Source organism: Pseudomonas sp. PICF141, assembly GCF_002286815.1.
Lineage (GTDB): Bacteria > Pseudomonadota > Gammaproteobacteria > Pseudomonadales > Pseudomonadaceae > Aquipseudomonas.
This window is the reverse complement of the sequence record NZ_MUNM01000054.1, coordinates 136,773-155,172: the sequence shown is the minus strand read 5'-3', so window position 1 is coordinate 155,172 and position 18,400 is coordinate 136,773. Positions and strand designations below refer to the sequence as shown.

Genomic DNA, 18,400 nt, shown 5'->3' with positions numbered 1-18,400 from the left:
CTACCCATGACCAGACTGATTCGCTCTACCCGCCTCGCATTGGCACTCGCTGGCTTCACGGCTTCTTCGGCCATGGCCGCTACCGACAATATGCAGGGCATGGACCATAGCCAGATGCCGGGCATGGATCACAGCCAAATGCAAAGCATGGACGGCCAGATGCAGCCCGCCGCGCCGACCCAAAGTCGCACGCCGATCCCGGTACTGACCGATGCCGACCGCGCTGCCGTCTACGTCAGCCCCGCTGGCCATGCCGTGCATGACTCCGCACTCAACTATTACTTGCTCGCCGACAAACTCGAATGGCAGGACGCCGACGAGGGCAGCGCGTTGGCTTGGGATCTGTCCGGCTGGGTCGGCGGCGACATCGATCGCCTGTGGCTGCGCTCCGAAGGCGAACGCGTCAATGGCAAGACCGAAGACGCCGAAGTTCAGGCCCTTTGGGGCCACGCGATCAGCCCGTGGTGGGACGTGGTGGCCGGCGTGCGCCAGGATTTCAAACCCGGCGATCCGCAAACCTGGGCTGCGTTCGGTGTACAAGGCATGGCGCTGTACAACTTTGAAGCCGAGGCCACGGCCTTCATCGGCGAAGGTGGTCAGACCGCTGCACGGCTGGAGGGCGACTACGACATCCTGCTCACCAACCGGCTGATTTTGCAGCCGACCGCCGAGCTTAATGTCTACGGCAAAAACGACCCGCAACGGGGCATCGGTTCCGGGCTGTCCAACACCGAAGCCGGCCTGCGATTGCGCTATGAAATTCGCCGGGAATTCGCGCCCTACATTGGCGTGACCTGGAACCGCACCTACGGCAAAACCGCCGATTACGCCAAGGACGAAGGCGAGGACCGCAGCGAAGCCCGCCTTGTCGTCGGCGTTCGGCTGTGGTTCTAGATGTATTAACTCGAAAACTAAAAACCAACCGCTTAAAGCGGTAAGAGGCCTTGCATGCGCACAATCAAAACCACCGCTGTTGCCATCGCACTTTCAACCGGGCTACTCATGAGCGCACTGGCTCAAGCCCACCCCAAACTGCTCTCCTCTACCCCGGCCGAAGGCGCGGAAGGCGCGGCGCCGAGCAAGATCGAACTGCACTTCTCGGAAAACCTTGTGACCCAGTTCTCTGGCGCCAAACTGGTCATGACCGAAATGCCTGGCATGGCCCATTCGCCCATGCCCATGAAGGCTAAAGTCTCCGGCGGCAGCGACCCGAAAACCATGGTCATCACCCCGCTCTCGCCACTGCCCACGGGCAGCTACAAAGTCGAATGGCGCGCCGTGTCTTCGGACACTCACCCGATCACCGGCAACGTTACGTTCAAAGTGAAGTGATGGATGAGCGATTCAATCAGCATTGCCCTGCGCTTTGCGTTGTATGTGGATTTGATGCTGTTGTTTGGGGTGCCGCTCTTCGGGCTGTACAGCCTTAAAGGAGGGGAACGGCTGACGGGAGCGGTGTTGCCGTTTCGGCCGATGTTGGCGGGGACGGCGATGCTGGGGGTGATGTTGTCCGTCGCGAGCATGGTGATGATGGCAAGTGCCATGAGCGGGGTATCGGACTTCGCCGAGCTGCGTCCGCACATCGAGATGATGCTGTTGGAGACGAACGTCGGTATGGCGTGGGTGGTTCGCATTGTTGCGCTGGTCGTCGCGGGCTTAGCAGTGATGCTCCGTGCGCCTGGTTTCGGTTTATGGGTCGCAACTTTTGCCGGCGGTGTTGCCCTTTCCAGCGTGGCCTGGAACGGGCATGGCGCAATGGATGAAGGCAGCCGTCGTATCTGGCATTTCACGGTGGACATTTTGCACCTGCTGACGGCAGGGGCCTGGCTTGGCGCCTTGATGGCGTTTGCGCTGATGGCAAGAATCAACGCCCTGCGCACTGAAGCCCGCATCAGGTTGTTGGCCCGCGCCGTTAATCGATTCGAGGTGATGGGTGCGGTCATCGTGGTGGTCATCACGGTGACCGGAATTGGGAATTACTTGTTTATTGTTGGCCCGAAACTGGATGAGGTGTTTCTCAGTACTTACGGGGTGTTGCTGTTCATCAAAGTGGTGCTGTTTGCCGGGATGCTCGTACTTGCTGCGCTGAACCGTTTTCACCTGGGACCGTTTCTGGAGCAGTCATTAGGGAACGGGCGGTATCAGGTGGCGGCGAATGCGTTGCGGCGAAGCGTGCTGGTGGAATGGGTGGCGGCGGTGGTGATCGTGGGCTTGGTGGCCTGGCTCGGAACGTTGAGCCCGGAAATGGCAGCGTAATAAACCTGACGGAATCGTTTGATATGGATCAATAACACGCTGCAGCCATGGCGTAGTTTCAGGCTCATGCCCTCGATGGGAAATACGAACATGTTCTGATCCGCGGCCATCTGGCGGCTGCTAATCAGCTTACTTTCTGGAGATTGCCATGCACGCCTACATTAAATCGCTCGCCGCTCTGATTGTCTGCAGCCCGCTGATGGCCCTGGCGGTCGACGAACATCACCCCGATCAGCCGCCAGCAGCACCGATGGCAAATACCACCACCCCAGCCACGCCCATGCAAGACAAGGCCATGAACGAACAGATGCAGAAAATGCAGGCTGCTCACGACAAAATGCTCGCCGCCAAAACCCCGGCCGAACGCCAGGCGGCGATGCAGGAAGCCATGTCCACGATGAAAAACAGCATGGGCATGATGCATGACCAGTGCCCAGGCATGGGGATGGGAATGGGCAAAGGCATGTCTGGCAGCAAGGAGGGCCACGGCACAGCGATGATGGACATGATGATGAAAATGATGGATCAACAATCCAGCATGATGAAGATGCCGATGGGCCAATAAACTTCACTCGTCGCGAAGGCTCACTCTGGCCTGTCTGGCAGATGAGACTCCGGGATACGTTCGTCGCAATGGAGTTCGCCACATGAACCACTCACCTCCCTCGACGCCTCCGGTCCCCTCCTTCTGGCGCAGCAAATCCGGCATCGTGCTGGGCATGCTGCTAGTGATCGGTCTGTTTTACCTGGCCCGCGAGCATTACGGCCATGTCTCTACGATTTTCCCCTACCTGATTCTATTGCTGTGCCCGTTGATGCACGTGTTTGGCCATCACCACCATGGTGGCAGGCGTTGACCCATGCATCGCCATGACGGGCATCTGGATGGCCTCAAGTCACCTGTCCAGACGCAGCAGGCATGGGAGTCGGCGGCGACCGAGAAAGAGTACACCTGCCCCATGCACCCGGAAATCCGCCAGCGCGGCCCGGGTACATGCCCCAAGTGCGGCATGACCCTGGAACCGGTATTGCCCGAACTGGAGGATGCAAGCAATCCCGAGCTTGAAGACTTTTCCCGGCGCTTCTGGTGGACCTTGCCGCTGACCCTGGCCGTCACCGCGCTGGCCATGGGTGGTCATGCCTTGAACCTGTCTCACGGTGCTACACAGAACGGGATCGAGTTGGCGCTCGCCGCGCCTGTCGTACTCTGGGCCGGCTGGCCGTTTTATGTACGCGGCATGCGTTCGATTATTCAGCTCAGCCCCAACATGTGGACACTGATCGGCCTCGGTACCGCCGCAGCCTTCCTCTACAGCCTTGTCGCCACGCTGGCACCCGGCCTGTTTTCAGCCACCTTCATGATGGATGGCCGGGTTGATGTGTATTCCCCCCTTGCCGTCGGATTGTTCTACCCGTTGACCGGGCACCTGCTGTCCCCGTTGGTGGCTGCACTGGCCATGAGCTTGAGCTCTGCCTCAGTGGTGTTTAACGCCTTGCGCCTGCGTCACATCCCGATTGACCGAGCATGAAACAAGCACTTGACCTTGCCATCGTGACAAGGTCAACGATGACTTCAAGCGCTGATGAGCGCCTCCACCAAAGAGGTTACATCCATGAACAGTATTGAACTGCAGGTCGAAGGCATGAGTTGCAGCAGCTGCGTCAAACACGTCAACGCGGCGCTGCAACCGTTGGCGGGAGTTGGCGAAGTGACCGTGGATCTGCCCCATGGCCGGGTCAAGGTGACGGGAGATGTAGAAAGCAACACCCTGATCTCAGCGCTGAAGGGAGCTGGTTATCCGGCCAGCTTGCTGGCAGAAGACCGTGATGAACGTGTCAGGAAAACGTCCGGCTGTGGGGGCTCCAGTTGTTGCTGTCACTGAGCCGGGCCAACGGTGGATGTCGCAGCATCGTCCCCCAGCGGTGGCCGCTGCGGCCTCTCCATTGTGATGGATGACAGTCAAGAAGCGGTTTCACTACACTGATCCTGCCTTGCCCAACTCCATCACAAAAGCCCGATACCCATGAAAACCATAAAAAGCACAATGATGTTCTGCGGCCTGCTCGCGCTAGCCAACGGCGCTCAGGCACAGGAAAACCCTTCACATCTGGACACCGTCCTGCAAAAAGGCCAATTGCGGGTTTGTACGACAGGCGACTACAAACCCTACACTTTCAAAGGTGAGGACGGCGAATACTCGGGTATCGACATCGCCATGGCCCGTTCACTGGCCGACAGCCTGGGCGTCAACGTTGAATGGGTTCAGACCACCTGGAAAACCCTGATGCCTGACATGCTCGCGGGCAAATGCGACATCGGCGTCGGTGGCATCTCCGTCACGCTGGAACGCCAGAAGAAAGCCTTCTTCAGCACCACGCTGGATGTCGACGGCAAAATCCCGCTGGTGCGCTGCGAAGATCAGGCGAAATACCAAAGCATCGAACAAATCAATCAGCCCTCGGTTCGTCTGGTCGAACCGGCCGGTGGCACCAACGAAGCCTTCGTGCATGCCTTTGTGCCCAAGGCGCAATTGCGGCTTCACGACAACGTGACCATCTTCCAGGAACTGCTGGACAAGAAGGCTGACGTGATGATCACCGATGCCTCGGAAGCGCTCTACCAACAGAAACTCAAGCCGGGCCTGTGTGCCGTCAACCCGACGCAATTTATGCAGTATGGCGAGAAGGCTTATCTGTTGCCGCGCGATGATATGAGCTGGAAGCTGTATGTCGATCAGTGGCTGCATCTGGCCAAGGTGACAGGCAATTACCAGAAAATCCTGGGGCAATGGATCGCGGTGCCAGAGGCTAAATAGACCGCACAAACAGAATTCGCCATGCACCCAAAGGTTAAATCTCACGCAACGGCGCAAAGCATTTGCACCGTTGCGTCATCGCCTGAGCACGGGCCAACGTCTTGTTGAAGGAGATCCGTCAGAATCGTGCATATCTATACATTTGATATTTCAATTTCTTCCAAGGGAAGCAAGTATCCCGAAGTGAGCGCGTTGTGCTCGCCTATACTAAAAATCAGCAGATGCGTTTCGCAAAGTATTGAAATTTAAGGTGTAGCCCCCTTTTGATTACGGGTTAAAAATTTTCCATGATGGTTGGTCGCGACGAGGATTGATATGAACGTCTTATTGAAAGAACTTCAGGCCTATCATCATGAAGTGGCTACGAAAATTACTCAGATCAAAGAATTGCTGAGAAAAATGAAACATGAACCCCAAGGGGCTGATGAGCGCAAGCAGTTGTTCAAAATGCTTGAGACCTTGCACGGTGATGCAGAGCGACACCACCATGAGAATGAAGAACAAATCCGGCTGGCCTTGCTAGCGACTCAGGCCCCTATCCACTCACGGGTCAAGGATATCGAGCGAGATCATCAGGCATTTGGGCGCATCGCCGAACAGCTGCGGATGTTGGAAAACACAACTCAGGAAACGAGGGTAATTGCTGATACCATCGACGACTTCATCAAAAAATACTATGACCATATGGACGCTGAGGAAAATATTTTCTTTCCGGCGGCGGATAAATGGCTGTCAGACAACCAGTGGCAGGAAATCAAGCGTCAATGGCATTAAATGGAGATGCTATTTAATTCTTGACCTCGCCAGGCAGCATATGGCGCACCAAACATTTTCATTGGGGCATATTTTTTACTCGTGCCACATCGCTCAACCCTCTGGCTCGTGTGTCCACTTGCTCAACCACGTCCGCTAGACTCGCCTGATCTGCGCAAGCCCAATCCTGATAAACTCCCCCCACCTCTCAGCCTCATCCATTTCAGAAACGCCAATGCCCCTAATCACCGCTACACCCGCTCCGCTTTCCCGCCGCTTCTCTGTCGCTCCGATGATGGATCGGACTTACTAATCGCCCCACCCTTGTAAACAAAGGCCCATAGACCTGTTCCCAACCGCCCGTACCACTTCCGTACCACCAACACTTGCTCCCATCCTGCCTACTTCTTCCTTCCGCCCGTTGTAGCAAAATTTAAGCAACCGTTTTCAGCTCCAATCACGAGCACTATCGCTGCCGTGCTTTCACGCTTTGTCGGAAGCTTTCCAAGCTGATAACGAGGGTTCGATTCCCTTCACCCGCCCCCACTATTTTTAAGGCCTCCAGCAGTATCGAGGTAGCGTCAGGCGAGACTGGTGACAGCTACGCGAATTGTGTGGAAGCGCCGGCCAAGCTCCCCTTTCTCCCTGCAATACCCCCCGGTTTTAGGTTGACCCATGGGAAAAAGGTAATTTTGGTAATTTTCTTTTTATACGGCAAAATAACTCAATAAATTCAATGACTTAAGTAAATTCTACAAAGGTAATAATAGGGTAAGGAATAGGTTAGAAAATTACCTTTGGCCCTAGTAATCCCCCTGCTTTACCAAACCCTTTAAAATCAGTGACTTGGCAAAATATTACCTTCAGCCTTACCAAATATTACCCTTTGAGGTAATACGCCAAAGCTACGGTTTATAAGGGCTACAGCCCCTTCGCCGCATCGCCTTACCAAAATTACCCTTTCCCCGCCCTCGACCTGAAATTGCCCTTCTGGATACGCTGCTATGCTACCCACTTTCCAAATGGAGTCGAAGTCATGGCCAGCGAATATTCCCTATCTGTGGTCCTTAAAAGAATCTACGAAAACCAGCAAGCCCTGGAAGCAGCGATCATGGAACTGACGCTCGTGGCAGAACAGCAAGGCTTCGCTGTCGCCGGTGACAACGCTCGGACTGCCCTGGATCGAATTGGCGATAACGCTGGTTTTATTAAGCAGGGTTTAGCGCGCCTGAGAACGATGGAAAAGGACTAGCTGGTGACCTAGGCAGCTAATGGCCTATTGCTGTCAATTGGGGAGTCAGTTCAAGACTTGAAGTGGCTGCTACGGGTAGTCAGCACCGATTTGGATTCTTCAACGAAAAATGGTCAATAAGCCACTTTCCGGTGCCTTTTCGACTTTGTTAGTCTGCTAAATACCCCTAGAAACCCGAGGGGTTAAAGTGCTTAGGCTGACAACAGAGCCCTTCTTGCTCGAAGTGGGCTCTGTTGTTCGGTAAGCACTACTCAGTACTTTCGAGGCTAGGCATCTCTTCAAAATTGCTGATGCCGGCGTCCTTGAATGCGGCTTTTGCTAAAGTCCGGCTGATAGCTAATTTTTTCTTAGCTAACTGTGCTTCATTTTGCGCTTGTATCTTGGCCTTTCCAGTAGCCTGTTGGTACTTTTCAACGGCTCCAGAAGCAGTACTATATGAGGTAATATAATCGTTATATCTATTAGAGGCAGTATCTAGGGCGGTGCTTCTGCTGGATAGCCTCGCTCCTTGATCAAGGCTTTCTTTAATTTCAGTTCCGACGCCTGTAGAAAACCCTGCTTTCTGTGCTGCTACTGCTTCACCAATATATTTTACTATCGTTCTTGGCTTTGAGGTTTCTACAAAAATCGCTTTGACATTGACTGGATAAGTCACTTCTTCGCCATCAAGCTTAACTCCTTCAGGTGCATTATCTAGATCGCTAGGCAATGGGTTCCAAGGCTGCTTGTCGTTTACGATAAGATCGTTTGTTAATGAGCCAGGTGCTATATCGTTTTGTTTGATTTCCAATGCGCCAATTAATTCGTTGCTTCCAGGCTTAGAGAATTCAATCTTAAGTAAAATGTCTCGATTTTCATTAAATCGCCAGCTGCTGCTTCCAATAAATTTAGGGTAGTACCACTGGACAGGTACGAATGCGTAATGGGTTCTCGGTATTTTGTCTGAACCATTGGCGATCAGTCTTGCTTCGAGGTAGAGCATTGGTGTGCTTATTAGGCCTGTGGCGTCCTGTACGGCTATACTATTATAGTCAGTGAAAGGGGCTTTATAACTTTCCAGCGCTTTACCGATGTCTTCTGATGACATATCTGGCGTGGAAAACGACTGACCAACTACAACTATCATGCATTGCTCTTTATCATTTAACTGCACGCTTCCGTCTTTCTTCCATTTTGCGAAACCGTTCATCCGTGCAGAGTCTTCCAGTGTGTATCCTTTATCACTCGTCAAATAATTTGAAAGGGCGTCGATCGCGCCTTCCGCAGCCTTTTGCCCGATACTAGCCGCTATAGCCACCGCCAAGGGGCCCAAAAAGCTTTCCTGTGTACCTGCAGATCTAGTTGGACATTCTGGAGCAAAGGCGATCCTAAGCTGTGGCGGTGCGTTACTCGCTGGGGGTTGATTAGAATTTAATTTTTGCGAAGAGCTGCAACCGTACAACGAGAGGGAAATAATAATCACTTGAACGATGGCTTTCATAACAATGCTCCTTGGGTTGCTTTTTGTTGTTCGTTATTGTTTATTTCTTAAGCGCGCTCTCAATGTACGTTGCGCTATTAATTTGCCGCTGCTGTGGTGCTTTGCAGTCGGGCAGTGCCTTTGAGTCTGCTCCAATATGGGTTCCTACCAGGGAGATATTATTCGACTCGGCAAGGAATATCGATGCTCCACTCCCGCCGCGTATTGCACTGCAAGTATGCCCAAAACAGCCCTCTTCTTTGCTCAGCGCAATGCATGCTGGGTTCGTGCTTTGCACAAATCCAGACTTAAAGGTTTCAGGGCGAATTAGTTTTGCGAATGGAAATAGAGAAATTTGTAGCAGGCTTGTCGGTTTGTTAGCCGGACTTGTATCAGCGGAGGGTATTTTAATCGAGTTGCGAGATACTATTTCAATTGGTGGTGCATTAGTGCTTGGAGCGGCAATCCTTATGACAACTTGGTCGTCAATGGCTTTGTCAAATTTTCTTTTGTCAAGAGCGTCTCTTTCTAAAATTGCACAGACTTGATATTCATTGTCTTCACTTGCTTTTTTGAACCATAAATTGTTTCTAAGGTTTTTCTGAAGCTCTATATTTTTGAGAAATTCAAAGCAATGACGAGCAGTTAGTACGTGATTATTTTTTTTAAATATTAAACCAGTACAAATTGGCATGTTCTCATTGTATATAGACCCTATTGAATTTAGTAAGTTGTGCTTCTTACCGAATTCTGATAGCTCTGCTGGTAGGTAACAGTTATCTAGAAGCTTTTTGGTTGTCTTTATGAAGCTTTTGTATTTGTCTATAACGACGCCGGGGTGAGATTCTTTAAATAGCTGTTCGTTGTTTATAAGGTCTCTGGTGAATTGAAAAAAGTCAGGGCCATCAAGAGCATTGAATTCCAGTTGATATTGATCCGTGATTTGTTTCGTGCATTTTTTTCCTGTAGAGTTAAAAAGGTCAGCAAGTTCGCCAGACTTTTTTTCATCTTTTATTAGCTTTTCTATTTCTGTTTTTAATTTTTCATCTGGAATAGTTTTGTAAGGGAAGTATTTTGTTGATTGATTTATATATGAGGCTTTCGCAATATCAGAAATGCTTTGGTCAACTATAAACTGTGCGTTCATAGATATTGCTGCCGATGAATTCTTATGACTCTGCGCAAAGACCGGGATATTAAATTTTGCTCCTCCAAGGGTAACAGTGTTGGCGGACTGGATCGTGCTGATTAGTGTTGGCTTTTCGGAGTCAATCATCAATATTTGCAGTTCGACTGTTTTCTTTGACTTAATAACCTGTCCGATTAATGTCGTTTCATCAGCGGTAGCAATAGTATTTTTGTTGTCGCAGTAGAATTTAGCTGCTGGAGCAGGGAATGATGCCAAGAATGCTACGCCAGTAGTAATTATTTTGATTTTCGCTCTTGAAAGTTTCAATTCCTCGACTCCCAATTGGCTTGTGTTTTGCTAACTCCTACTGGCTACAGTGAAGACTATAGTAGACAAATTTCGTGTTGGTGCATTGCATCAAGACTGGGATTCATTGCCGCTCCAACCGTCCACTTTGGGGTCGATTGCGGTCGTCCAAATTAGCCATATTGCCGCTGGTCACCTGTGAAATGCGCTAAACGGCCTGAAAGCCAGTAGCGCTGGGGCTTTCAGGCAAGTTGGCACCCTTCCTGAACACGTCAAAAGCTCCCTTGGTGCGAGTTATTGAGAAATCAAAAACTCGATAAGACGCTTTTTTCCAACGACGCTCCCTTGCAAACCGGGCCCTTTAGAGATCGGCCACCGACCTAGCCTGCTTTGGGCACTGCGCAAAGCCGCTGCACTTCTTTGCAAAACCTTGCACTCCGTGAAATTGCACAATGTCTGACAGACCCCGCAGAAGGCCTAGGCGGGGGCATGGTTTCACCACCGCCCGGCTTTGCACAAAAAAAGGACACAAAGCCCGTCGGCGGGAGGGGGATAAGTGTTTTTTTGACAGATTTTTTCTTCGTGAAATGCTTTTTGTTGACGTTCACTCTCGCGAGGAGGTGGATACCAAACAAGCAACGACATGAGGGCGTCATTTTGATCTGGTCGGTGCGGGCATGAGCTGCGTTGAGCGAGCTGAAGGAGTAGTCACGATCTGCCAGATGGGCGCGTTAACTTAGCGAACGCTTCGTTTCAGTTATCACAGAAATGGTGACAAAGCGGTGGTAATGGTGAGCAGCACACGACGACCTGCCTCGCGGAGAAGGAATCCTAGACCATGATATGCGAATGATAATTGGTTCACCTGGAATCGCACGTCACTTGCCACCTTCAAAAAAAACGCTCTCGTTTAGATATGTCCTTTGCAATTTCAATGCTACATTTGGCCGATCTTTAACGTGCGGAGCGTGTACCTAGCTCGCAAGCAATTAACAAAGCAGGGACGAAATATTATGGCAAAGAAAATTATCAGAAAAAAACTGGACCATCCCGTACACAACGCAGCTTGTTTGAGCACAAAGTTCGGAAACATACCCGCTTACACATTTGCAGTAAAAGCCAAGGATATCATCGCACTTCATTACGTAGCTGTACGCGGACAAGATATTGAAGCGGGGGCCGTACAGCGCCCATTGAGCGTTCGTCGAATTAATGGAATTCGTTCGTACGTACTTGATGGAAACACATTTTTTAACTCATTCATAATAAATTGGACTGACAAAAACTTCACCCCTAAGTTCAAAGATGGAGCGATAACCGTCCCAATTGTTCCGCATGCGGCTCAGGTCATTGATGGCCAGCACCGCATTGCTGGGCTGGAGGCGGCTATCGAAATCAATGAAGAAATCGGAGAACAGGAACTTCTCGTAACAATGTGCGTGGGACTATCAACTCCCGAGGCAGCTCAAATTTTCTTAAACATTAACACGGAACAGAAACCTGTTCCCAAAAGCCTTGTTTTTGATCTGTTTGGAGAAGTGATAGACGATGCCGAACATGGCGTAAATAGATCTACCGACCTAGCACGGGATCTTAATGAAGACCCATCCTCACCGTTATATAATTTAATTAAATTCCCTGGTGCGGCTCGTGGGCAAGGCAACATAGAGCTTTCAACTTTCGTTTCAGCACTGAAAGACCATCTGCATCCAAAAACAGGAACGTTTTACATATACAGGTTACGAGATTTCGACAAACAGAAAGCCTCAATCTCAAACTACTTTCAAGCAATTCGAGATTATTATTCTGAAGCCAAAGCGTGGGGCTCAACGTCCAAGAACCCATTTTTAAAAGCAGCTGGCTTTAATGGCGCAATGGATTTCTTTATTGAGTCACTGATTAAAAGATGCGCGGAAAAAGGCTCCTTTTCAATTCCTACAATGAAAAGTTTTATTGGGCTTGATCGAGAAGGACTAGTGACGTGGGACGACCTGAAAGGGAAAGACGGTAAAACCGCTCGCAAGGTCATTAAAGATCTTCTCGAAAGTAACCTATTGAACTCATTACCCAGCCATGACGAATACAAATTCTAAAAGATTTAAGCTACAGGAGTTAATGGAGAGTTGGATTGGCTGTAGCAATCCGGAAAAACTTTCCGACTATAAATCAGCATTTGAAAAGCATGTTCTAACCGAGGACATGCAGAATGCCATGAGAAACGCGCTGATTGAAGACGGAGCAGACGTATTCTATAAGGGCGCCCACACATTCGTCGACGCGCTAACTGCAGCATCTAAGGGATATCAATCGTGGGCAATCATCAAGCTTTACTATTCAGTATTCTATTTACTTAGAGCGCTTTTCGCCGCTCGGGGTTACGGAATTGTAAAGTGCAACGGAATCTACACATTAAAGAATGAGGCAGGCTCTATCCCAGTCAAGCGAACGGGGCAAAAACACAAAGGCGAAACAACGAAAGGCGACCACAAAACAACGATTTATATATTTGAAAAAGAGATGAGCAATGGAGAACTCCTCCTAAGCAACACTGTTGCTGGAGAATCAATTTTTGATTGGATGATGGATGCTCGAGAAGCAGTTAACTATCGGCACGCAACATTTTCAGAGCCCGAATTTGACTTCTTTGAACCCTCAATCAAAGACGAAGGAGGAATTCTCAACTGGATAAATGTCTATTTGAGTGACGACACCGGATCCTACCTATTTTTGGAACAACATTGCTGCATCGCAACCCCACTGTATTTGATACAAAAAGTTAAAGATGAGTTCGAGTCCAGATATGGAGTTAAAAGCTTACTAAGTGATGAGCAATGTCAAAGCTTGATCCGGCTCTTGTCTGGAACCGGACTTGAAGGAAGTAACCGCTTCCTTTCTCTTTTCAGAAAATACTGAACGGAATGGCCAGCTAATTTTGGCCTTTTTAAAGTGTAATATCCTTAAGCTGTGACGAATAGAGTGCAGCTTTGGCTGAGTCCGCGACGAAGGTTGCCGCTGTCGTTGGAGCTGGACTGGATCCGTGAACATGGTTCGCGATCTGTCCGGCCATCTGCTCAATCAGATCCAGCGTGTCGCACAACACCTGGAATATGTTCACGGACGCCGATCCTATATGGTTTTTTGGCGCAGTCAGGCGCTGACTGATCCCCGCTACACTCTCGCGCAAGCCTTCAATCCGCTCCTGCATATTCCCACCCACTGTGGCGTTGTGCTTCTGCCCCACCACCAGGTTCAGATCCCGGCCAGTAGCCTGATGCAGGTCGTCCACGGCTGCCAGACTCGCGGAGCCGCCCGACAGCAGCTTGAGCGCGCCCAGCGCCTCGATCGTCTTTACCCCTCCCACAGACTCAGTCGAATGATCGTCCACCATCCTGGTATGGCTCTGGTACTGCTCACGATTCTCCAGCGCTTCCACTTCGCGCTCGATCGCCTTGTCCTGGATCTTGCCATCGGTCTGGCGCAGCCAGTTGCCATCGGTGTCGACGCGCTGCTGGGCGGCCTCGCTGTGCTGCCACACCTGATCGCCCTTCGGCACTTTGGGCATGCTCAGGCCGTGGGGCAGGATCGTCTGGATGTAGGGCTTGTTTGGCAGGCCATAGGCAAAGCACACCACGACCTGAGTGCCTTCCTCCGGAAAGGCATAGATGCCCATCTCCTCGCCACCGGTGGGCAGCGGCAACGGCACGCCGGCGAGCTGTGGCAGTTGCGGATCGGGTTCACCATCCTGGCCGAGGACTTCGATGTCCACGGCGTAGCGCGGCCGGAAGTCGTCGCAGATCCCGGCGCCGGCCGGCGCATCGGCCACGGCGATAACCCGGGCAAAGCGCGGCAGGTGGTAACCACCGGTGAGTTCGGGGAATTGGCGCTCTACAGCGCGGCGGATTGCGTCTTCCATCGGATGGCCATCTGGTCATTGGCAAGGGCCACACTGGTGATGCGCTCGCCGTAGTTGATCGTTGCACCTGGCCGCAACCCGGGAAGGGCGGCGACCATCGCGCTTTGGTTGCCCTGATAGCCGTCGAACAGCTCCGTAGGGATCTGAAGCGGCGCACGGGCGCCGAAAAAACTGTCGGCCCAGCTGCCTACGAACACTTCGCCGTCGCCCAGCTGGTGCCAGGTGAAGTCGGGAATGTTGAACACCCGAGCCAGGCTGTCCATCGCCTGGTAACCAGCGGCCAGGCTGTAAAAGAACGGCGCCTTAACACTGGCGTAGGGCCGATCGGGCACCCGAAAGCGCAGGCCGGTCTGTTCGCTAATCTTGGCCAGCACGGCGCGCAGATCGACATGACGCAGGTTCAGCGGCAACGGGTTGGCCAGCACAGCGGCCAGCTCGCGGCAGAACAGCACCTGTTCGACAGCGTTGGCGGCGGTGCAACGCTCGACGTAGCCAATAAAATGCCGTTGCAGCGTGCCTTCGTTGTAGCCGATATCCAGCGTCACCAGGCCTTTCACCGGCACCGCGGATTGGATGGTGAACGTCGCCCGGCCGGGGCTGGTGGCATCCAGTCGAACGTCGTCTTTCACCAAGGCGACGGGTGCGCCATTGATCGCCAGAACCTTGTGCAGCTTCATGTCGGTTCACTCCCGCCCAGCCACTTGTCGACGCGGCCCAGCACCTTTTCAAAACCGCTCAGTGCCGGGTTGTCGCTTGATGTTCCACTGGTACCGCCTTCGCCGACCGCGTTGCCCGGGGCGCCTTGGGCGTTGACCTTGTTGCCGGCGCGTCGGCCTTCGACCTTTTCCGGGTTCGACTCGCGTTCGCTCAGCGTGAACTGGACCAGCCAGGCACGCAGGGAATCGTCCTCGCGGGCGCTGATGCCGTCGGAAAACTCGACCTGGCGGACGCCGAAGGCCTCGGCCGAGTCGTTGACGACGCGGTACAGGTGCAGCTGGCCACCGCCGGCAGTAGCTTCGGCCAGGCGCATCAGATCGACCAGTTGGGACTTATCCACAAACGGAATCATCAAAGAGACGGTCAGCGTCTTGGGTTTGAAGCCTTTGTGGGCCTTGTCGGTGTTGCTGGTCTGGCCGGACATGTCGCCGCTTTCGATACGCAGATTGGCGGTGACCTTGAGGTTCTTGCCCTGGACCTTGTGGCCGTCGAGTAGCAGCGTCATAGGCCCACCAGCTCCTGGACAAAACTCAGCCCTTCTTTCGAGCCAACCAGCATCAGACCGGCGCACAGCACCCATTCATGCCCCGGGGCATCGCCGGCCAGCAGCTCGCGCCGCAATTCGCTGGTGTTGCCGGGGCCGATCAGGCGCGCCCGCATGCTGACGTCAGGGTTTCCCCCAACCAGCAGGTCTTTCAGGTCTGCTAACTGCTGATCCCGGCCCTGCTGTTGTGCGGCCTTGCGGGACGCCAAAGCGGCCAGATCACCCAGCGGCGAGCTGTCGGCCGCGTAGCTCTCCAGCACCGCCAGTTGGCCGGCCATGGATTGCTTGGCGGCTTTTACCACCGTGCAGCGCTCCAGGGGCAGCGCTTGCCAGCGCGGCAATGGGCCGGCGCCAGGGATCTCCCACTTTTCGGTTTCCAGCCTCACCAGGTGCTGGGCTCTCCGCTCTGTGCGCACCAGGTCGGGGATCGGCAGCAAGGCGTTGAACCGCGACAAGCTGCTGGCCAGCTGCTCCAGGCGCGTGCCCAGGAACAGGATCGACAGTGCGTATTGCGGCCCGGCCGGGCGTCCGGTGTCGGTGACGTCCTCCAGTTTCTTCGCCAGGTGTTCCAGGACATTGGGCGCCGACAGAAAACGCTGATAGCCACGTCCCTGGCCGATGCCGCTTTGAAACGGCGTCACCACCAGGCACGCCGGGGCCTGGCCCAACTGCTCGGCCAAGGCCGCACGGCCGGCGGCGATCGTGCCTTTGGCAGCGTCACCGACCGGCCCCGGGTTGGTGCTGGCCAAACCCTCGAGGCCGGCCAGGCGCTGGGCCGTGCTGACCAGCTCGCCACCGGCCAGATCCTTGGCGGCCGACAGGCCACCCATCCATTGCGTGGCCTGTTCGGGCCAGCGCACGGTCACCGGTGCCCAGGTCATGCCGGCGGCGTCCAGGTGATGGCTTTCATGGCCTTCAGATCCTTGTCGTCCAGAGCTTTGGCTAGGGCCTGTCTGAGGCTGTCGGCGTGCTGCATGGCGGCCTGTTTGAAGCGCATCAGGTCCTGGCTGACCTTCTGCAGCTGGGCGATGGTATGCGCTCGAAAGGCTTTCACCTGGTCAACGTCATAGCAGGGGTAAACGTCATCCATGCCCAGCAGCACCTGGCCGTTTAGATCCACCTGGTCATCAATCGCGCTGCTGTAGCGGTGCAGCTCTCCCAGCGCATCCGAGTTGAAGCCGCCGGCGATGTACTGGCTGTATGCGGCGCCGATCGCCTGCTGTTTGTTGTCATGCAGTACGGCCAGCACGGCGTCGATATCGTCGACCCATTCGCCGTCCTTCCAGATTTGGTTCGGTCCCGGTTTTTTCAGGGTGTAGCCGGCCGGGAGCGATTCAAATCCTTCAAGGGTTCGCGGCTCGCCGGTGTCGATGCTGTAGACGACCACGCCGCCGAAGTACTCCACCAGCTGCCAGGCCTGGCCATTCCACCAGGCGACTTTGTGTTCAGGAATCGCCGGCGGCGGGGTTTCCACACAGCCGCCGGGAATCAGGTACACACCTGGCTCCAAGGGCGATTCGTAGGCCTCCACCGCGCCGATGTAAACGCCCAGGTGGTCAGTCTGATAGACGAGTTTGTCAGTCATGATCGATCTCAATACTTGATGCAAAAAAGGAGGGCCAAGTTCTTCGGACGGGTTTCCGTGCCGCCGGCAGCGGCGACCGTCAGGGCGTGGGTGTGGTTACCGCCACCGCCTACGCCGACGTTGTGCGCATGGTTACCGGCGGCGCCGATGCCGACGTTATGTGCGTGCGCACCGTCCACCGAGGTCGGGACGGTAAAGGTTGCTCCAATGGGGTTGCCATCCACTGAGACGCCACCGCCGCTTGAGTGCACAGAACCCGGTATGTTGTGAGCATGTGCACCTTGGGCATCAGTCCAGGCGCTGTGAGCATGGTTACCTTGCGCATCGGTCCAGGCAGAGTGAATGTGGTCCCCTACGGCAGCAGCCGTAGCCGTGTGCGCGTGGGATTGCAGCATCATGTCTTGGAACGAGCCGAACACACGGCTCGGGTCAAGCCCGCGACCATCGTCCCAGCCCCGAGGGACCAGGCCGCGCATATCAGGCAAGGCGAAGGTATTCACGCCGTCGCCGGCGCCGAACGTCGTACCGATGCGGGCAAAGAGGCTGGCAAAGCTGGTACGGGACACCACCGCGCCGTTACAGGTCAACCAGCCCGTGGGCGCTACTTTCATCGCGAAGGCGGAAACCATCCCGGTCATCGAATCGCCGACCTGTTGTTGCAGTTTGTTCAGCGCGGCGGTGGTGGCCAGAATGTTACTGCTGTTGGTCGCCGGGTCGTCGCTCTTGGCATTGGGCAAATTGCCCAGGTCCACGTCTTCTTTGGTCGTCGCCCGGGCGCGCAGATTCTCATAGTCACCATTCCGCGCCGCCAGGTACTCAATGAGTGCCCCAGTAATCGGTTGAGTCGGGCGCAGGTCGACAATACTGCTGGAGGATTCAAAATCAGCCAGCGCGATGCAGTAGTGGCGAACGCCCGCAGAGTCGGTGTAATCGGCTTGCTCGCCGTACACTACTTTCCAGGTGGCCACCCGATCGTTCAACTTACGTTCCAGGCAGACGTCAAGCCAAATCCGGCCTACGGGGATAACACCTGTGACGATCAGCGGCTGGGTCAACTCCACGCGAATACCTTCAATGAAGGCTAAGCCGGAGCGGATCTGGAACGCGGTACCGACCTTTTCAAACGTCAAAGCTCCAGCGATGAAACAGGCACGGCCATAAATGTTGCGTACGGTAAGGCGCGCGCGCTCATCGATCCCAGCCAGGCGCACAGTAAAGTCATGCTGCCAGGTGCTGGCATCGATAGTGACGCCAGTCAGTTCCAGGGCGCCGTCGAACGCCACCAGGAAGTTGCGGGTGACGTTGTTGCCGATTTGGAGCGGCGGGATGTTCTTGCGCTTCTGCTGCAACGGCACGGACGACACCGCGAACAGCACGCCCTCTTCGTCCTCGAGGCCGACCCAGTTGAAATCCCAGTCGCCAATGTCCGATCCCAGCTGGGCGCTGTACACCACCTGGTTGGGGTTCACATAGCCGGCGTTTTGCGCCGGGATGCTGTAGACGTGGACGATTTGCTCAGCCGGCGGTTTGCCGGCAGCGCGATCGAGCGGCGCCACAGGGTCCAGCCCGGGCACGTTGGCGAAAATGAATTTGCTGATGATCAGCGGCTTTTTCTGGCCTTGCTTCAGGGCAATCTGGCTTTCGCCGGCCAAGGTGATATTGGCGCTCAC

Annotated in this window: 19 protein-coding genes and 1 pseudogene; 12 read left to right on the top strand and 8 right to left on the bottom strand. The window is 54.0% G+C overall.

The window, feature by feature from the left end; all coding sequences use genetic code 11:
- Window positions 1-6: 6 nt before the first annotated feature.
- From BZL43_RS15250 to BZL43_RS15205, 10 genes and pseudogenes are all read left to right on the top strand, one after another.
- On the top strand, window positions 7-894 hold the full coding sequence (locus tag BZL43_RS15250) for a copper resistance protein B (RefSeq protein WP_095633080.1): 888 nt from the start codon (window positions 7-9) through the stop codon (window positions 892-894).
- Between the two features lie 54 nt (window positions 895-948).
- Window positions 949-1,332 (top strand): copper homeostasis periplasmic binding protein CopC, encoded by a 384-nt coding sequence (gene copC / locus BZL43_RS15245; RefSeq protein WP_095633079.1) that lies wholly within the window; start codon window positions 949-951, stop codon window positions 1,330-1,332.
- Window positions 1,333-1,335: 3 nt separating this feature from the next.
- Complete coding sequence (copD, locus tag BZL43_RS15240; protein WP_095633078.1) at window positions 1,336-2,256, top strand: copper homeostasis membrane protein CopD; 921 nt, start codon at window positions 1,336-1,338, stop codon at window positions 2,254-2,256.
- 148 nt (window positions 2,257-2,404) lie between these two features.
- On the top strand, window positions 2,405-2,821 hold the full coding sequence (locus tag BZL43_RS15235) for a hypothetical protein (protein WP_095633077.1): 417 nt from the start codon (window positions 2,405-2,407) through the stop codon (window positions 2,819-2,821).
- 82 nt (window positions 2,822-2,903) lie between these two features.
- A complete protein-coding gene (locus BZL43_RS15230) occupies window positions 2,904-3,113 on the top strand; it encodes a DUF2933 domain-containing protein (protein ID WP_095633076.1) in 210 nt (69 codons plus the stop codon).
- Between the two features lie 3 nt (window positions 3,114-3,116).
- Window positions 3,117-3,737, top strand: a pseudogene (locus tag BZL43_RS15225) (heavy metal-binding domain-containing protein); the annotation flags it as partial.
- 132 nt (window positions 3,738-3,869) lie between these two features.
- A complete protein-coding gene (locus BZL43_RS15220) occupies window positions 3,870-4,139 on the top strand; it encodes a heavy-metal-associated domain-containing protein (RefSeq protein ID WP_095633075.1) in 270 nt (89 codons plus the stop codon).
- A gap of 141 nt (window positions 4,140-4,280) precedes the next feature.
- Window positions 4,281-5,072: a transporter substrate-binding domain-containing protein gene (locus BZL43_RS15215; RefSeq protein ID WP_095633074.1), complete on the top strand. Its 792-nt coding sequence runs from the start codon at window positions 4,281-4,283 to the stop codon at window positions 5,070-5,072.
- Window positions 5,073-5,387: 315 nt separating this feature from the next.
- Entirely contained in the window at window positions 5,388-5,846 is a 459-nt protein-coding gene (locus BZL43_RS15210) for a hemerythrin domain-containing protein (protein ID WP_095633073.1), read from the top strand.
- A 1,015-nt stretch (window positions 5,847-6,861) separates the two neighbouring features.
- Window positions 6,862-7,077 (top strand): hypothetical protein, encoded by a 216-nt coding sequence (locus BZL43_RS15205; RefSeq protein WP_095633072.1) that lies wholly within the window; start codon window positions 6,862-6,864, stop codon window positions 7,075-7,077.
- 247 nt (window positions 7,078-7,324) lie between these two features.
- On the opposite strand, the gene BZL43_RS15200 is transcribed toward BZL43_RS15205, so the two are convergent.
- A complete protein-coding gene (locus BZL43_RS15200) occupies window positions 7,325-8,557 on the bottom strand; it encodes a hypothetical protein (RefSeq protein ID WP_143517862.1) in 1,233 nt (410 codons plus the stop codon).
- A gap of 40 nt (window positions 8,558-8,597) precedes the next feature.
- Window positions 8,598-9,992 carry a trypsin-like serine protease gene (locus tag BZL43_RS15195; protein WP_143517861.1) on the bottom strand — a complete coding sequence of 465 codons (1,395 nt, stop codon included), beginning with the start codon at window positions 9,990-9,992 and terminating at the stop codon, window positions 8,598-8,600.
- A gap of 992 nt (window positions 9,993-10,984) precedes the next feature.
- Here BZL43_RS15195 and BZL43_RS15190 point away from each other — a divergent pair.
- Together BZL43_RS15190 and BZL43_RS15185 are read left to right on the top strand one after the other, a co-directional pair.
- On the top strand, window positions 10,985-12,064 hold the full coding sequence (locus BZL43_RS15190; RefSeq protein WP_095633069.1) for a DGQHR domain-containing protein: 1,080 nt from the start codon (window positions 10,985-10,987) through the stop codon (window positions 12,062-12,064).
- Window positions 12,065-12,086: 22 nt separating this feature from the next.
- On the top strand, window positions 12,087-12,884 hold the full coding sequence (locus BZL43_RS15185) for a hypothetical protein (protein WP_095633068.1): 798 nt from the start codon (window positions 12,087-12,089) through the stop codon (window positions 12,882-12,884).
- 28 nt (window positions 12,885-12,912) lie between these two features.
- Here the strand turns inward: BZL43_RS15185 and BZL43_RS15180 are convergent, their stop codons facing one another.
- The 6 genes from BZL43_RS15180 to BZL43_RS15155 are packed head-to-tail and all read right to left on the bottom strand — an operon-like array spanning window position 12,913 to window position 18,400.
- Entirely contained in the window at window positions 12,913-13,884 is a 972-nt protein-coding gene (locus tag BZL43_RS15180) for a hypothetical protein (protein ID WP_095633067.1), read from the bottom strand.
- Window positions 13,857-14,561 (bottom strand): hypothetical protein, encoded by a 705-nt coding sequence (locus BZL43_RS15175; RefSeq protein ID WP_095633066.1) that lies wholly within the window; start codon window positions 14,559-14,561, stop codon window positions 13,857-13,859. Before BZL43_RS15175 ends, BZL43_RS15180 begins: the two co-directional genes overlap by 28 nt.
- Window positions 14,558-15,106: a DNA-binding protein gene (locus BZL43_RS15170; protein WP_095633065.1), complete on the bottom strand. Its 549-nt coding sequence runs from the start codon at window positions 15,104-15,106 to the stop codon at window positions 14,558-14,560. Before BZL43_RS15170 ends, BZL43_RS15175 begins: the two co-directional genes overlap by 4 nt.
- Window positions 15,103-16,026 (bottom strand): hypothetical protein, encoded by a 924-nt coding sequence (locus BZL43_RS15165; protein ID WP_095633064.1) that lies wholly within the window; start codon window positions 16,024-16,026, stop codon window positions 15,103-15,105. Before BZL43_RS15165 ends, BZL43_RS15170 begins: the two co-directional genes overlap by 4 nt.
- Window positions 16,023-16,730, bottom strand: coding sequence for a hypothetical protein (locus tag BZL43_RS15160; RefSeq protein WP_095633063.1), 708 nt, complete (start codon window positions 16,728-16,730; stop codon window positions 16,023-16,025). The genes BZL43_RS15165 and BZL43_RS15160 overlap by 4 nt, the downstream gene beginning before the upstream one ends.
- Window positions 16,731-16,738: 8 nt before the next feature.
- Window positions 16,739-18,400: a phage tail protein gene (locus BZL43_RS15155; RefSeq protein WP_095633062.1), complete on the bottom strand. Its 1,662-nt coding sequence runs from the start codon at window positions 18,398-18,400 to the stop codon at window positions 16,739-16,741.

What these genes read in the sequence shown, in the direction of transcription:
- BZL43_RS15250 (WP_095633080.1), top strand. Translation starts at nt 7, where the DNA reads ATGACCAGACTGATTCGCTCTACCCGCCTCGCATTGGCACTCGCTGGC.
- copC (WP_095633079.1), top strand. Translation starts at nt 949, where the DNA reads ATGCGCACAATCAAAACCACCGCTGTTGCCATCGCACTTTCAACCGGG.
- copD (WP_095633078.1), top strand. Translation starts at nt 1,336, where the DNA reads ATGAGCGATTCAATCAGCATTGCCCTGCGCTTTGCGTTGTATGTGGAT.
- BZL43_RS15235 (WP_095633077.1), top strand. Translation starts at nt 2,405, where the DNA reads ATGCACGCCTACATTAAATCGCTCGCCGCTCTGATTGTCTGCAGCCCG.
- BZL43_RS15230 (WP_095633076.1), top strand. Translation starts at nt 2,904, where the DNA reads ATGAACCACTCACCTCCCTCGACGCCTCCGGTCCCCTCCTTCTGGCGC.
- BZL43_RS15220 (WP_095633075.1), top strand. Translation starts at nt 3,870, where the DNA reads ATGAACAGTATTGAACTGCAGGTCGAAGGCATGAGTTGCAGCAGCTGC.
- BZL43_RS15215 (WP_095633074.1), top strand. Translation starts at nt 4,281, where the DNA reads ATGAAAACCATAAAAAGCACAATGATGTTCTGCGGCCTGCTCGCGCTA.
- BZL43_RS15210 (WP_095633073.1), top strand. Translation starts at nt 5,388, where the DNA reads ATGAACGTCTTATTGAAAGAACTTCAGGCCTATCATCATGAAGTGGCT.
- BZL43_RS15205 (WP_095633072.1), top strand. Translation starts at nt 6,862, where the DNA reads ATGGCCAGCGAATATTCCCTATCTGTGGTCCTTAAAAGAATCTACGAA.
- BZL43_RS15200 (WP_143517862.1), bottom strand. Translation starts at nt 8,557, where the DNA reads ATGAAAGCCATCGTTCAAGTGATTATTATTTCCCTCTCGTTGTACGGT.
- BZL43_RS15190 (WP_095633069.1), top strand. Translation starts at nt 10,985, where the DNA reads ATGGCAAAGAAAATTATCAGAAAAAAACTGGACCATCCCGTACACAAC.
- BZL43_RS15185 (WP_095633068.1), top strand. Translation starts at nt 12,087, where the DNA reads ATGGAGAGTTGGATTGGCTGTAGCAATCCGGAAAAACTTTCCGACTAT.
- BZL43_RS15180 (WP_095633067.1), bottom strand. Translation starts at nt 13,884, where the DNA reads ATGGAAGACGCAATCCGCCGCGCTGTAGAGCGCCAATTCCCCGAACTC.
- BZL43_RS15175 (WP_095633066.1), bottom strand. Translation starts at nt 14,561, where the DNA reads ATGAAGCTGCACAAGGTTCTGGCGATCAATGGCGCACCCGTCGCCTTG.
- BZL43_RS15170 (WP_095633065.1), bottom strand. Translation starts at nt 15,106, where the DNA reads ATGACGCTGCTACTCGACGGCCACAAGGTCCAGGGCAAGAACCTCAAG.
- BZL43_RS15165 (WP_095633064.1), bottom strand. Translation starts at nt 16,026, where the DNA reads ATGACCTGGGCACCGGTGACCGTGCGCTGGCCCGAACAGGCCACGCAA.
- BZL43_RS15160 (WP_095633063.1), bottom strand. Translation starts at nt 16,730, where the DNA reads ATGACTGACAAACTCGTCTATCAGACTGACCACCTGGGCGTTTACATC.